The organism is Christensenella intestinihominis, assembly GCF_001678845.1.
Taxonomy (GTDB): Bacteria; Bacillota; Clostridia; order Christensenellales; family Christensenellaceae; genus Christensenella; species Christensenella intestinihominis.
Genome location: NZ_MAIQ01000004.1, coordinates 267,988 through 280,216, shown reverse-complemented (window position 1 = coordinate 280,216; position 12,229 = coordinate 267,988). Strand labels below are relative to the sequence as shown.

General features: G+C 53.3%; 20 protein-coding genes. All 20 read left to right on the top strand.

Annotated features, from left to right (window positions below):
* Positions 1-53: 53 nt before the first annotated feature.
* The 20 genes from rpsH (at position 54) to BBD38_RS07680 (ending at position 11,918) form a co-directional block, all read left to right on the top strand.
* Positions 54-452 carry a 30S ribosomal protein S8 gene (rpsH, locus tag BBD38_RS07775; protein WP_066686440.1) on the top strand — a complete coding sequence of 133 codons (399 nt, stop codon included), beginning with the start codon at positions 54-56 and terminating at the stop codon, positions 450-452.
* 15 nt (positions 453-467) lie between these two features.
* A complete protein-coding gene (rplF, locus tag BBD38_RS07770) occupies positions 468-1,004 on the top strand; it encodes a 50S ribosomal protein L6 (RefSeq protein WP_066686439.1) in 537 nt (178 codons plus the stop codon).
* A gap of 15 nt (positions 1,005-1,019) precedes the next feature.
* The gene (rplR, locus tag BBD38_RS07765) at positions 1,020-1,388 is read left to right on the top strand and encodes a 50S ribosomal protein L18 (RefSeq protein ID WP_066686438.1); all 369 of its coding nucleotides are present in this window, start codon (positions 1,020-1,022) and stop codon (positions 1,386-1,388) included.
* 18 nt (positions 1,389-1,406) lie between these two features.
* On the top strand, positions 1,407-1,913 hold the full coding sequence (gene rpsE / locus BBD38_RS07760) for a 30S ribosomal protein S5 (RefSeq protein ID WP_066522694.1): 507 nt from the start codon (positions 1,407-1,409) through the stop codon (positions 1,911-1,913).
* Between the two features lie 17 nt (positions 1,914-1,930).
* A complete protein-coding gene (gene rpmD / locus BBD38_RS14500) occupies positions 1,931-2,110 on the top strand; it encodes a 50S ribosomal protein L30 (protein ID WP_066686436.1) in 180 nt (59 codons plus the stop codon).
* Between the two features lie 15 nt (positions 2,111-2,125).
* On the top strand, positions 2,126-2,566 hold the full coding sequence (rplO, locus tag BBD38_RS07750; RefSeq protein ID WP_066686434.1) for a 50S ribosomal protein L15: 441 nt from the start codon (positions 2,126-2,128) through the stop codon (positions 2,564-2,566).
* Complete coding sequence (gene secY / locus BBD38_RS07745; RefSeq protein ID WP_066686432.1) at positions 2,566-3,828, top strand: preprotein translocase subunit SecY; 1,263 nt, start codon at positions 2,566-2,568, stop codon at positions 3,826-3,828. Before rplO ends, secY begins: the two co-directional genes overlap by 1 nt.
* 235 nt (positions 3,829-4,063) lie before the next feature.
* Complete coding sequence (locus tag BBD38_RS07740; protein WP_066686430.1) at positions 4,064-4,687, top strand: adenylate kinase; 624 nt, start codon at positions 4,064-4,066, stop codon at positions 4,685-4,687.
* On the top strand, positions 4,684-5,433 hold the full coding sequence (map, locus tag BBD38_RS07735; RefSeq protein WP_066686428.1) for a type I methionyl aminopeptidase: 750 nt from the start codon (positions 4,684-4,686) through the stop codon (positions 5,431-5,433). Before BBD38_RS07740 ends, map begins: the two co-directional genes overlap by 4 nt.
* A 15-nt stretch (positions 5,434-5,448) precedes the next feature.
* Positions 5,449-5,733: a KOW domain-containing RNA-binding protein gene (locus BBD38_RS07730; protein WP_066686426.1), complete on the top strand. Its 285-nt coding sequence runs from the start codon at positions 5,449-5,451 to the stop codon at positions 5,731-5,733.
* Between the two features lie 2 nt (positions 5,734-5,735).
* A complete protein-coding gene (gene infA, locus BBD38_RS07725) occupies positions 5,736-5,957 on the top strand; it encodes a translation initiation factor IF-1 (RefSeq protein ID WP_066686424.1) in 222 nt (73 codons plus the stop codon).
* 43 nt (positions 5,958-6,000) lie between these two features.
* Positions 6,001-6,114, top strand: a complete 114-nt coding sequence (gene rpmJ, locus BBD38_RS07720; protein ID WP_046444730.1) for a 50S ribosomal protein L36 — start codon at positions 6,001-6,003, stop codon at positions 6,112-6,114.
* Positions 6,115-6,297: 183 nt separating this feature from the next.
* Positions 6,298-6,666, top strand: a complete 369-nt coding sequence (gene rpsM / locus BBD38_RS07715; RefSeq protein WP_066522685.1) for a 30S ribosomal protein S13 — start codon at positions 6,298-6,300, stop codon at positions 6,664-6,666.
* A 13-nt stretch (positions 6,667-6,679) separates the two neighbouring features.
* The gene (gene rpsK, locus BBD38_RS07710) at positions 6,680-7,075 is read left to right on the top strand and encodes a 30S ribosomal protein S11 (RefSeq protein ID WP_066522684.1); all 396 of its coding nucleotides are present in this window, start codon (positions 6,680-6,682) and stop codon (positions 7,073-7,075) included.
* 15 nt (positions 7,076-7,090) lie between these two features.
* Positions 7,091-7,717 carry a 30S ribosomal protein S4 gene (gene rpsD, locus BBD38_RS07705; RefSeq protein WP_066686422.1) on the top strand — a complete coding sequence of 209 codons (627 nt, stop codon included), beginning with the start codon at positions 7,091-7,093 and terminating at the stop codon, positions 7,715-7,717.
* 68 nt (positions 7,718-7,785) lie between these two features.
* Positions 7,786-8,730, top strand: a complete 945-nt coding sequence (locus tag BBD38_RS07700; protein WP_066686420.1) for a DNA-directed RNA polymerase subunit alpha — start codon at positions 7,786-7,788, stop codon at positions 8,728-8,730.
* Positions 8,731-8,763: 33 nt separating this feature from the next.
* Complete coding sequence (gene rplQ, locus BBD38_RS07695) at positions 8,764-9,252, top strand: 50S ribosomal protein L17 (RefSeq protein WP_066686418.1); 489 nt, start codon at positions 8,764-8,766, stop codon at positions 9,250-9,252.
* Between the two features lie 193 nt (positions 9,253-9,445).
* Complete coding sequence (locus tag BBD38_RS07690) at positions 9,446-10,282, top strand: energy-coupling factor transporter ATPase (protein ID WP_066686416.1); 837 nt, start codon at positions 9,446-9,448, stop codon at positions 10,280-10,282.
* A complete protein-coding gene (locus tag BBD38_RS07685; RefSeq protein WP_066686412.1) occupies positions 10,273-11,130 on the top strand; it encodes an energy-coupling factor transporter ATPase in 858 nt (285 codons plus the stop codon). The genes BBD38_RS07690 and BBD38_RS07685 overlap by 10 nt, the downstream gene beginning before the upstream one ends.
* The gene (locus tag BBD38_RS07680) at positions 11,124-11,918 is read left to right on the top strand and encodes an energy-coupling factor transporter transmembrane component T family protein (protein ID WP_066686410.1); all 795 of its coding nucleotides are present in this window, start codon (positions 11,124-11,126) and stop codon (positions 11,916-11,918) included. The genes BBD38_RS07685 and BBD38_RS07680 overlap by 7 nt, the downstream gene beginning before the upstream one ends.
* Positions 11,919-12,229 lie beyond the last annotated feature (311 nt).

The window sequence follows — 12,229 nt, the reverse complement described above, 5'->3', positions numbered from 1 at the left end:
GACCGCTTAAGCCGCGGCGTCTTACCAAGAGGATAAAACAAGGAGGAAACAATATGCCGGTTACAGATTCTGTCGCAGATATGCTGACTCGCATTCGCAACGGGCTTACCGCAAAGCACGAAGTCGTGGAAGTACCTGCGTCCAATATGAAAAAGGCAATTGGCCAGATATTGCTCCAGGAGGGCTATATCAAAGGCTGCGAGTTTATAGATGACGGCGTGCAGGGCACGCTCAAAATCAAACTGAAATACGGCCCGGGCGGTGAAAAAGTCATCTCGGGTCTCAAAAAGATTTCAAAGCCCGGCCTTCGGGTGTACGCAAGGCACGATAAGCTGCCCCGCGTCCTGAACGGCCTCGGAATCGCGATCATCTCCACATCCAAGGGCATTGTGACCGACGCGCAGGCGCGCCGCGACGGTGTGGGTGGAGAAGTGCTCGCCTATATCTGGTAGTTGGAGGTTAACATTATGTCGAGAATTGGAAAACTGCCCATCGATTTACCCTCCGGCGTGACAGTAACGCAGGATGGCGGCGTCGTGACGGTAAAGGGCAAAAACGGCGAACTGAAATCAAAGTTCAGCGATAAGATCACGATTGCGCAGGAAGGCGAACAGCTCGTCCTTACGCGCGAAAACGATCAGAAGGAATCGAAGGCGCTGCACGGCCTCACGCGTGCGCTCCTCGCAAATATGGTAAAAGGCGTTTCCGAAGGCTTCCAGAAAAACCTGGAAATCGTCGGCGTTGGTTATAGGGTACAGCTGCAGGGCCAAAAGCTTGTGTTCGGTCTCGGGTTCTCCCATCCTGTCGAGGTCGAGCCTCCGGCAGGCATCACGTTCGAGGTTCCAAGCCCGAACAGCGTGATCGTAAAGGGAATCGATAAGCAGGCAGTCGGCCAGTGCGCAGCGAACATTCGCTCCCTCCGTCCGCCGGAACCCTATAAGGGCAAGGGCATCAAGTACGAGGGCGAATATATCCGCCGCAAAGTCGGTAAGACTGGCATGTAATGGAGGACGTGGATTATGATTAACAAGAAAGACAGAAATGAAATCAGAAAAAAGCGTCATCAGAGAATCCGTAACAAGATTTCGGGCACGGCGAGCCGTCCGCGGATGAATGTTTACCGGAGCCTCGACAACATTTATGTTCAGTTTATTGATGACGTTGCGGGAAACACGCTTTGCTCCGCTTCCTCTATGGACGCCGAGATCAAAGCAAAATGCCAGGAGGCAACAAAGACCGAAGCCGCAAAGATGGTGGGCGAGCTTGCTGCGCAGCGCGCGGTAAAGGCTGGCATCAGCGAAGCCGTTTTTGACCGCGGGGGTTATCTCTATACGGGCAGAGTAGCACAGGTTGCGGAAGGCGCCAGGGCTGCCGGCCTCAAGCTTTGATAAGGAGGTACGGAAACATTGCAGAGAGATAGAGCAAATGATGCAGGCGGAGTCGAATACAAGGAAAAACTGGTTTCGATCAACCGTGTTGCGAAAACCGTAAAAGGCGGCCGTAATATGCGTTTCTCGGCGCTTGTCGTCGTAGGCGATGAAAATGGCCACGTTGGCGTCGGCATGGGCAAAGCCGCTGAAATTCCGGAAGCGATCCGCAAGGCGGTTCAGGCTGCAAAGCATGATATTGTCACGGTAGCGAGGAAAGGGACGTCCATCCCGCACGAGGTTATCGGCAAATTCGGACGCGGCAGGGTGTTGCTGCTTCCCGCCTCGGAAGGTACCGGCGTAATCGCGGGCGGCCCCGCGCGTGCGGTCCTTGAGCTTGCGGGAATTAAAGATATCAGGACAAAATCGCAGGGTTCCAACAACCCGATCAACTGTGTAAAGGCTACGCTTGAAGGCCTCCGCGAGCTGCGGAGCGCCGAGCAGGTGGCACGCCTGCGCGGGATCAGCGTAGATCAATTACAATAAAGGGAGGCTTGAGGCTCATGAAACTGAATATCAAACTTGTCAAAAGCCCCATTGGTTACGCGCAGGATCAGAAAGACACCGTAAAGGCGCTCGGACTGCGTAAGATCGGCCAGGTAGTACAGCGGCCGGACAATCCGCCGATTCGCGGGATGGTTTTCAAAGTAAAACATCTGGTGTCGGTTGAAGAGACGAAATAACGAAGGAGAGAGCTTATGAAACTTCATGAACTTGGTCCTGCGGAGGGCGCAAAAAAGTCCCCGAAGCGCGTGGGCAGAGGATGCGGCTCCGGAGTCGGCAAAACTTCCGCAAGAGGCCAGAAGGGCCAGAAATCCCGCAGCGGCGGCGGCGTCCGTCCCGGGTTTGAAGGCGGCCAGATGCCGCTTGCAAGACGTTTGCCGAAGAGGGGCTTCACCAACATATTTGCGAAGGAATATGCAACGGTTAATGTTTCCGATCTTGACAAACTTGAGGACGGCGCAAGCGTAGACGTTCAGGCGCTGATCGACGCCGGCATGGTTAAAAAGGCGTATGATGGCCTGAAGGTCCTCGGAAACGGAGAACTGAAGAAAAAGGTCACTGTAAAAGCGGCGAAATTCACGAAAACGGCTGAACAGAAAATCACAGCCGCTGGCGGCAGCATTGAGGTGGTATAATGTTTAAAACCATTGCGAACGCATGGAAAATGCCGGATATCAGGAAGAAAATCCTGTTCACGCTACTGATGCTTCTTGTATACCGCATCGGTGCGTATATCCCGGTTCCAGGCACAAATATCGCGTTTATCCAGTCGCAGGTGGCGAACTATGATGTTCTCGAGTTCCTGAACCTGTTCTCGGGTGGCGCGCTCGGCAATATGACAATCTTTGCACTTGGTATCGTTCCGTACGTGAACGCATCCATCATTATGAACCTTCTGACCGTTGCGATTCCGAAGCTGGAACGCATGGCGAAGGAAGGGGATGACGGAAGGAAAAAGATTGCTTCCATCACAAGATACCTCGGCGTTATCCTGGGTCTCGTGCAGGCGATCGGAATCCTGCTTGGATTCGGTTCGCAGGCAGTGCAGAATCCGGACAATCCGTTCGACTATATCACGATCATTATATGCCTTACCGCGGGTACGGCGCTCATCATGTGGATCGGCGAGCGCATTACGGAAAGGGGAATCGGCAACGGCATTTCCCTGCTGATCTTTATTTCCATCATCTCGCGCGTACCGGCAATGATCCAGGACATCATCACCAAGGTAGACCTCGGCACGATCACGTTCTGGTCCGTGCTGATCGTAGCGGCCCTCGCGTTTGTTATCATTCTCGGCATCACATTTGTCGACCTTGGCGAACGCAGGATACCGGTGCAGTACGCAAAACGTGTGGTAGGACGCAAAATGTACGGCGGCCAGTCCACGCACATCCCGATGAAGGTCAACCAGAGCGGCGTTATGCCCCTGATTTTCGCGGTGACGATCCTTATGCTTCCGGGCATGATCGGCCAGTTCTGGCCGGAGAGCGGCTTCTACCTGTGGTATCAGCAGTATGCCGGCCCGAACACATGGATTTACGCTGTCGTGTATGCGCTTCTCATCCTGTTCTTCTCTTACTTCTACTCGCAGATTGCTTTCAATCCGGTGGACGTATCGAAGAATTTACAGCAAAACGGCGGCTTCATCCCGGGCATCCGCCCAGGCAAACCGACGTCCGACTATCTCGCCAAGATACTCTCGAGGATCACGCTTTTCGGGGCAATCTTCCTTGCGTTGGTGGCGGCGGTTCCGACGTTTATTACCGGCCTTACCGGGGTTGCAAGCGTATTCGGCGCAACAAGCCTGCTGATTATGGTCAACGTGGCGCTCGAAACAACCAAGCAGCTTGAAGCGCAGATGATGATGAGGCACTACAAAGGCTTCCTCAACTAATAGAATGGCGCGTACAGTGCCGGGCATAGCCCGGTTTCTGTGCACGTTTTGGGAGCAGTCAGCCCATAAGGCGAAGCCTTGCCGCAGGGTAAGGCAGGCAAAAAGGGCGGATTGCGGGGAAAACGGATATCCGTAAGCGCGGGCCGAAGGCAGCGTGAAAACGAGAACATCCGAACCTCATTTACTTTATGCGAATATGGTACGACGCTCTTTAAAGAGCAGAGAGGGAATTACCATGAATGTAATTTTCTTAGGCCCTCCCGGATCGGGCAAAGGCACGATGGCGGTAAGGGTAGGCAAAGAAATGAACCTGGCGCACATCTCCACGGGGGATATGCTGCGCGCCGAAATGAAAGCGGGCAGCGAGCTTGGAAAGCTCGCGAAGTCTTATATCGATAAGGGCGCGCTCGTTCCGGACCAGGTCATCATCGATATGATGGGCCAGCGCATGAAAGCGGACGACGCCAAAGGCGGCGTGCTGCTCGACGGCTTCCCGCGCACGGTCGCGCAGGCCGAAGCGCTCGACGGGATCGCGAAAATCGACGCGGTTGTGAACCTTGAAGTGGACGTACAGGTCATCGTCGACCGCGTGCTCGCACGCCGGGTGTGCCCGGACTGCGGCGCGGTATACAGCACGAAGAACCATAACGGCGAAACGTGCGACCAGTGCGGCAGCGCGCTGATTACCCGTGCGGACGACAACGAGGAAACGGTTCGCGAACGCTTCCGCGTTTACGAGGAGCAGACGGCTCCCCTGATCGAATTTTACTCGAAGCGCGGCCTCGTGGCAAATGTCGACGGGACCATGCCGATCGAAGAAGAAGCCGCCTACATCGTGGAAGTGCTGAAAAAGGTATGATTAATATCAAGACGCCGCATGAAATCGGGCTGATGCGCGAGTCGGGGCGGCTGCTGTACAATTGCATGCAGGAAGTGCTCGGCCATGTAAAACCGGGCGTGACGACCATGCAGCTCGACCGGATTGTCGAACAATACCTGGGCGACGCGGGGGCGACTCCTTCGTTCAAGGGATATAACGGCTTTCCTGGCAGCATCTGCACGTCGGTGAACGACGGCGTTGTACACGGAATTCCTTCCGATAAGAAAGTCCTGCGAGACGGCGATATCCTCAGCATCGATATGGGCGCGATCCTCGGGGGCTGGCAGTCGGATATGGCGCGCACAGTGGCCGTAGGGGATATTACCTCCACAGAACAGCTGCTGATCGATGTAACGCGGGAAAGCTTTTTCGCGGGGATGCGCGAGGCGCGCGCGGGCAACCGCCTGCGGGACATCAGCCGCGCGATCGAAGCGGTCATCAAGGGGAACGATATGGGAATCGTGAGGGAACTGGTCGGTCATGGCATCGGCCGGGAGATGCACGAATCCCCGGAAATTCCGAATTTCTCCTTCCGCGGGCCGAATCCGCGGCTCGACGTGGGCATGGTGCTTGCGATTGAACCGATGGTAACGCTCGGCGGCGACGCAGTCCGCTGGATGGATGACGGATGGCTTGTGAAAACAGCGGATGGGAGCCTTGCGGCACATTATGAAAACACCGTGGCAATCACGGAAAACGGGCCGGAAATCCTGACCGCGCCATAACGGGGGAATGATAAATTGAGCGATTACCCCATAGAGACAGGCCGGGTCGTAATCAGTAAATCCGGCAGGGATAAAGGACGACCGTTCCTGATCGTAGAGCTCCTCCCGGAGCCCTATGTGTTGATTGCGGACGGGGGCCTTCGGCGGCTGCGGCAGCCGAAGAAAAAGAAGCTGAAACACCTGGAGATTACGGGCATGGTGCTCGAAGGAATCCGGGACAAGCTGAAGCAGGGAACAAAGGTGTTCGACGCAGAGCTTCGGAGTGCACTGAAAAGCGCGATGCAGAAAAAGGAGGAGTAAATTTGTCTAAGAGCGACGTAATCGAAGTGGAAGGAACCGTTACGGAAACGTATCCCAACGCTTCATTTGAAGTAGAGCTTGAAAATGGACACAAGGTACTGGCACACATCTCCGGCAAGCTACGAATGCATTATATCCGCATATTGCCCGGTGACAAGGTGACGGTAGAACTCTCACCCTACGACCTCACCAGAGGCAGGATCACGTGGCGCGGCAAAGCGTGACGTGCGGCGACATAGATACGAATGAAAAGAGGAGGCTTTTAAGATGAAAGTAAGACCATCGGTAAAACCCATTTGCGAAAAGTGCAAAATCATCAAGAGAAAAGGGAAAGTAATGGTAATCTGCCCCAATGTAAAACATAAGCAGAAACAGGGCTGAGGAAAATAACGTTTATACGCGCGGCTGGTTTGCGTACGGCCCACAAAAGGGGGCGCGCAAATATTTACGTATAAGCTTTATATAACCCGGATGATATGATATAATATTTAAATTATCATCCTTTTTGGAACAAAGATATCGGCGGCGACCCCGCTTAAAATTCACGGAGGTGGAAAGAGAAGTATGGCACGTATTGCTGGCGTAGACTTGCCTAGGGACAAACGCGTTGAGATCGGGCTTACCTACATTTACGGTATTGGCCTTAAGACATCTCAGCAGATTTTGTCTGCAACAAATGTGAACCCTGATATAAGAGTGAAAGACCTCGACGAGAACGACCTTTCGAAGATCAGGGACTATATCGACAAAAACCTTCAGGTGGAAGGTGACAAGAGAAGGGAAGTATCCCTCAACATCAAACGCCTGATGGAAATCGGTTGCTATCGCGGCATCCGTCATAGAAAAGGACTGCCTGTCCGCGGCCAGAGCACGAAGCAGAACGCACGCACGCGCAAGGGACCGAAACGGACAGTTGCGGGTAAAAAGAAATAAGGAGGAATAAATAATGGCTGCACCTAAGAAAAAAGTGTCCAGAAGACGCAGAGAAAAGAAGAACATTGAAAAAGGCCAGGCGCATATTCGTTCTTCCTTTAACAATACGATTGTAACAATGACCGACATGCAGGGAAACGCCCTTTCCCAGTCGAGCTCCGGGGCAATGGGCTTCCGCGGCTCCAGGAAGAGCACGCCCTTCGCTGCGCAGGTTGCTTCTGAAACGGCTGCAAGAGCGGCAATGGAACACGGCCTTAAGTTTGTGGAAGTGTTCGTCAAAGGACCGGGCTCCGGCAGGGAGGCCGCGATTCGCGCGCTGCAGACGGCTGGTCTTGAAGTAACGCTCATCAAGGATGTGACGCCCATTCCGCACAACGGATGCCGTCCGCCGAAACGCAGAAGGGTATAAGGAGGTACGTAAATTATGGCAAGATATACAGGACCGGTTTGCCGCTTATGCCGCCGGGAAGGCGCAAAGCTCTTTTTAAAGGGCGACCGCTGCTATTCTCAGAAATGCGCTTTCACGCTTCGTCCCAATATTCCCGGACAGCACGGGGCGGGACGCCATGGCAAGATGTCCGAATACGGAACACAGCTTCGTGAAAAACAGAAAGTAAAGCGCGCATATGGCATTCTGGAAAGCCAGTTTAGGAAATATTTTGATATTGCAGAAAAAATGAAGGGTAAAGCGGGCGAAAACCTGCTCCAGCTTTTGGAAAGGCGTCTTGACAATGTGTGCTTCCGCCTTGGCGTAGGCGACAGCCGCGCACAGGCGCGCCAGCTCGTGATGCACGGTCACGTCCTGGTGAACGGCCACAAGGTAGACATTCCTTCCTATCTGGTGAACGCGGGCGACGTTATCACGGTAGCACAGCGGTCCGCTTCGCAGGAATACTTCAAAACGCTCAAAGAAGAGGGCGGAAAAGGCGTTCCGAAATGGCTGGAATTCGACGTTGCCGAGCTTACGGGCAAGGTTGTCGCGCTTCCGGAGAGGGACGACATCGACCTCACGATCGAGGAACATCTCATCGTAGAGTTGTATTCCAAATAATGGGAACTCCTTCAGTTGCGTGCACGCGGTGCGCGTGTGCGTAAACATCACCATAAGGGAGGTTAAATATGCTTGAAATCGAAAGACCGAATATAGAATGTGTCAGCATGAGTGAAGACAAAAAGTATGCCAAATTTGTCATGGAACCTCTGGAACGTGGCTTTGGTACGACGCTTGGGAACTCACTTCGGCGGATACTGATGTCTTCCCTGCCCGGCGTGGCAGTAACAAGCGTAAAGATCGACGGCGTTTTGCATGAGTTCTCGACGATCGAGGGCGTTCACGAGGACGTGACCAATATCGTGCTGAACTTAAAGGGCCTGTGCGCGAAAATGCATACGGATGAACCCAAAAAGCTGATCGTCAACGCGAAAGGCCCCAAGGATGTAACGGCGGCCGATATTGAGACAGATTCGGAAGTTGAGATCATTAACCCGGAACTGCACATTGCGACGCTCGATAAAACGGCAAATCTTTATATGGAGATCATGCTGGAAAAGGGCCGCGGTTATGTGCTGGCGGACAAGAACAAGGACGCGAACATGCCGATTGGCGTGATTCCGATGGATTCACTGTTCACACCGGTCACAAAGGTCAATTTCGCAGTGGAAAATACGCGTGTCGGCCAGATTACGGACTTTGACAAGCTCACGCTTGAAGTGTGGACAAACGGCAGTGTGAACGCCGACGAGGCGACTTCTCTTGCCGCAAAGATCATGAGCGAATACCTCGCGCAGTTCATCAACCTGACGGACCACGTGAGCGATGTGGAAATCATGGTCGAAAAAGAAGAGGACAAAAAAGAAAAGATACTGGAAATCACGATCGAGGAGCTGGACCTCTCGGTGCGCTCGTACAACTGCCTGAAACGCGCAGGGATCAATACAGTGGAAGAACTCATTATGCGCGACGAAGAAGAAATGATGAAGGTGCGCAATCTGGGTAAAAAGTCACTCGAGGAAGTACAGCAGAAACTGGAAGCGCTGGGGCTTTCGCTGCGCAAGGACGACTGATTGCAGTAACGAAAAGTACGAAGGAGAAACGCTATGAGAAAATTAGGCAGGCCTTCCGACCAGAGAAAAGCGATGCTTCGCGGCCTTGTGACGTCGCTGATCTGGAACGGCAAAATAGAAACGACAATGATGCGTGCAAAAGAAACGCAGAGGATTGCGGAAAAGCTGATTACAAAGGCAATCAAGCAGTATGACAATACGGTTGAGGTCGAAAAGACGATTGACGGCACGAAGACCAAGGTCACAAACGATTCGCCCGCAAAGCTGGCCGCGCGCCGTATGATTATTTCTTATTTGTACAACGTTCCGGAGACAAAGCTGGAAAAGGAAAGCAAATACGATTACAAAAAGCGCACAGGCGATGTCAATATGCCTGTCGTAGAGAAGCTGTTCCGCGAAATCGCGCCGAAATATGCACAGCGCGCGAAAGATAAGGGGCAGGGCGGCGGATATTCCCGCATCATCAAAAAAGGACCGCGGCGCGGCGACGCAGCCGAGGTCGTAATCCTCGAGCTGGTATAAAGGCCGGGGAAACATTATATTGAATTTGGGGAGGAAACTTAATAAGCTTATTAAGTTTCCTTCTTTCGCTAAGAGGGAGTATGCGCCGGACGGCGGCGCGGGGATATATGCGTGAATGCAGGCCCTGCCCGATTGAAACGCACGTATCCCTGGCGGGGAACATAAGGGCGGAGAACCCTGAAAAGCAGTGGCTATGACAAAAGTAATTGATGCGAACAACATAAAATATGCATACCCGACGATCGAGGGAACGGAGCCGAAGCTGGCCCTTAAGGGGGTTACCCTTGCTGTGGAGCAAGGGCAATTCGTGGCAATATTGGGGCACAATGGCAGCGGGAAGTCCACGTTTGCCAAGCACATCAACGTGCTTTTGCGCGCGCAGGAGGGAACGCTTACCGTGGTTGGCCTCGACGCAGCAGACGAAGCGAATGTTTGGGGCATCCGCAGCCATGCGGGCATGGTGTTCCAAAATCCGGACAACCAGCTCGTATCGACGGTGGTCGAGGAAGACGTAGCCTTTGGCCCGGAAAACCTTGGCGTGCCGCATGAAGAATTGCGCGGCTGGGTCACGGAGGCGCTCGAAGCGGTGGGCATGCAGGGCTTTGAAAAACGCGCGCCGCATATGCTTTCCGGCGGCCAGAAGCAGCGCATCGCAATTGCGGGCGTGCTTGCCATGCATCCGGATATCATTGTGTTTGACGAACCTACGGCCATGCTCGACCCGCAGGGGCGCGCAGAGGTGATGGATACGATCCGTTACCTCAACCGGGAGGAAGGCAAGACGATTGTGCTCATTACGCACTATATGGAGGAGGCGTCGGAGGCCGACCGCGTATTTGTCATGACGGACGGCGCCGTTACGGATGAAGGAACTCCGCGCGAGGTATTTTCCCATAAAGACAGGCTGGAAGAGGCCGGTCTGCTGCCCCCCCTCGCCACGCAGGTTTACTATGACCTGAAAGAAAAGGGACTGGACCTTGGCATATGCCCCGTGACCCTGAAAGAACTGGTGGATGAATTATGCCGTTAAGTGTAACAAAACTGAATTATTTTTATATGACGGGAACGCCCTTTGAAGTACAGGCCCTGAAGGATATCAGCCTTACCGTTTCGGACGGAGAATTTGTGGGCGTCATCGGGCACACGGGCTGCGGAAAGTCGACCCTCATCCAGCTTGCGGCGGGGCTTTTAAAACCGGCCTCGGGTACGGTTATGGTAAACGGCGAGGACATCAACGCGTCCGGCTACGACCGTAAACTGCTGCGCCGCACCTTGGGCGTGGTATTCCAATATCCGGAATACCAGCTTTTTGAGGAAACGGTGGGCAGGGACGTTGCGTTCGGCCCGATGAAGGCGGGCATGACGGAAGCCGAAGCGGAAAAAAATGTGGATACCGCCCTTGAGCTTGTGGGTTTTGAACCCGCAAAGATCAAACCGCTTTCACCATTTGATTTATCCGGCGGGCAGAAGCGCAAGGTCGCGATTGCGGGCGTGCTCGCCATGGACCCGCAGATACTGATCCTCGACGAACCCATTGCAGGCCTCGACCCGCTGGGGCGGGAACAATTTATGGAGCTTGTGAAGAAGCTCAACGACGCCGGGGTCACGATCATTATGATCTCCCATAATATGGACGGCCTTGCGGATTATGCCTCGCGTATCATTGCGATGGACCATGGCGAGGTTTATGCGGACGGTACGCCGAAAGAAGTATTCGCGGACCTTGACAAGCTCAAAAAGGTTGGGCTGGGGGCGAGCGAGTCGCGCGAGGCGGCCGCTATGCTCAAGGCGCGCGGCTGGGATATTCCGGACGACATCATCAAAAAAGACGAGCTTGTTGCAGCAATCCTGAAATTGAGTGAGGACGGCAAATGCTGAAAAATATCACATTGGGCCAGTACTTTCCGGGCGATACCATCGTCCACAGACTGGACCCGCGCATCAAAATACTCGTGGCGCTCCTTTTTTTGGTCGCCGTATTCGTGGTCCGCACGATGTTGGGCTTTCTCGCCCTCGCCGCGTTGTTTATCCTGATTATTGCGCTGGCGAAAATTGGGCCGGTCACCATCCTGCGGAGTATCCGTCCGCTTCTTTTCATTATTATATTTACCTTTGTGCTAAATATTTTATTTTACAGCGGGCAGACCATTTATTGGCAGTGGGGCTTCCTCACCATCTCAAAAGAAGGGATCGAGAAGGCTGTATTTATTGCCATCAGGCTTGTGCTATTGATTGTGGCGACCAGCCTGCTGACGCTGACCACATCCCCCATGCAGCTGACGGACGGCATGGAAAGCCTTTTAAAACCGCTTAAAAAGATCAAATTTCCCGTGCACGAAATGGCGATGATGATGAGCATTGCCATGCGCTTTATCCCCACGCTGGTAGAGGAAACGGACCGCATCATGAAAGCGCAGACCGCGCGCGGCGCGGAGTTCGACAGCGGGAACCTGCTTAAAAAGGCAAAGAATATGATACCGCTCCTGGTGCCGCTGTTTGTGGGCGCGTTTAAACGCGCGGACGAGCTCGCGCTTGCCATGGAAAGCCGCTGCTATCACGGCGACGAGGGCAGGACGCGCATGAAGGTCCTCCACCTTAAGCGGGCGGACGTTTGGGCGCTGGTCCTGATGCTTGCGGCAAGCGTCCTGTTTATGGTGTTCCTGTAGTATATCCCTGTCCGTATAAGGCAAAAAGCGGTGATTTACCGCTTTTTTTTGTTCCGTATTTCCGCAGTGGATACCAAAAGCTTACCTGCCCGCGTTCGGATGTTTTGTACTTAAGGTCCAGCGGCATTAGGGCAGGCGAACCATTTAATTTCAAAATGAAATAAATAGGAAGAAAATCGAAGAAAAATATGCGAAAACGACCTCATGAAGTAAATTAAAAATAATTTTGTAAAATAATAAATTTCTGCTTGAAATAAATTATTTAGTATGCTATGATAAAAACAATCCAGAGTTTCTTAGAACCTTTCCAC

What these genes read in the sequence shown, in the direction of transcription:
- rpmJ (WP_046444730.1), top strand. Translation starts at nt 6,001, where the DNA reads ATGAAAGTAAGACCATCGGTAAAACCCATTTGCGAAAAGTGCAAAATC.
- rplQ (WP_066686418.1), top strand. Translation starts at nt 8,764, where the DNA reads ATGAGAAAATTAGGCAGGCCTTCCGACCAGAGAAAAGCGATGCTTCGC.
- BBD38_RS07685 (WP_066686412.1), top strand. Translation starts at nt 10,273, where the DNA reads ATGCCGTTAAGTGTAACAAAACTGAATTATTTTTATATGACGGGAACG.
- rplF (WP_066686439.1), top strand. Translation starts at nt 468, where the DNA reads ATGTCGAGAATTGGAAAACTGCCCATCGATTTACCCTCCGGCGTGACA.
- rpsK (WP_066522684.1), top strand. Translation starts at nt 6,680, where the DNA reads ATGGCTGCACCTAAGAAAAAAGTGTCCAGAAGACGCAGAGAAAAGAAG.
- BBD38_RS07680 (WP_066686410.1), top strand. Translation starts at nt 11,124, where the DNA reads ATGCTGAAAAATATCACATTGGGCCAGTACTTTCCGGGCGATACCATC.
- rplR (WP_066686438.1), top strand. Translation starts at nt 1,020, where the DNA reads ATGATTAACAAGAAAGACAGAAATGAAATCAGAAAAAAGCGTCATCAG.
- rpsM (WP_066522685.1), top strand. Translation starts at nt 6,298, where the DNA reads ATGGCACGTATTGCTGGCGTAGACTTGCCTAGGGACAAACGCGTTGAG.
- rpsH (WP_066686440.1), top strand. Translation starts at nt 54, where the DNA reads ATGCCGGTTACAGATTCTGTCGCAGATATGCTGACTCGCATTCGCAAC.
- rplO (WP_066686434.1), top strand. Translation starts at nt 2,126, where the DNA reads ATGAAACTTCATGAACTTGGTCCTGCGGAGGGCGCAAAAAAGTCCCCG.
- rpmD (WP_066686436.1), top strand. Translation starts at nt 1,931, where the DNA reads ATGAAACTGAATATCAAACTTGTCAAAAGCCCCATTGGTTACGCGCAG.
- map (WP_066686428.1), top strand. Translation starts at nt 4,684, where the DNA reads ATGATTAATATCAAGACGCCGCATGAAATCGGGCTGATGCGCGAGTCG.
- rpsD (WP_066686422.1), top strand. Translation starts at nt 7,091, where the DNA reads ATGGCAAGATATACAGGACCGGTTTGCCGCTTATGCCGCCGGGAAGGC.
- BBD38_RS07690 (WP_066686416.1), top strand. Translation starts at nt 9,446, where the DNA reads ATGACAAAAGTAATTGATGCGAACAACATAAAATATGCATACCCGACG.
- BBD38_RS07740 (WP_066686430.1), top strand. Translation starts at nt 4,064, where the DNA reads ATGAATGTAATTTTCTTAGGCCCTCCCGGATCGGGCAAAGGCACGATG.
- secY (WP_066686432.1), top strand. Translation starts at nt 2,566, where the DNA reads ATGTTTAAAACCATTGCGAACGCATGGAAAATGCCGGATATCAGGAAG.
- BBD38_RS07700 (WP_066686420.1), top strand. Translation starts at nt 7,786, where the DNA reads ATGCTTGAAATCGAAAGACCGAATATAGAATGTGTCAGCATGAGTGAA.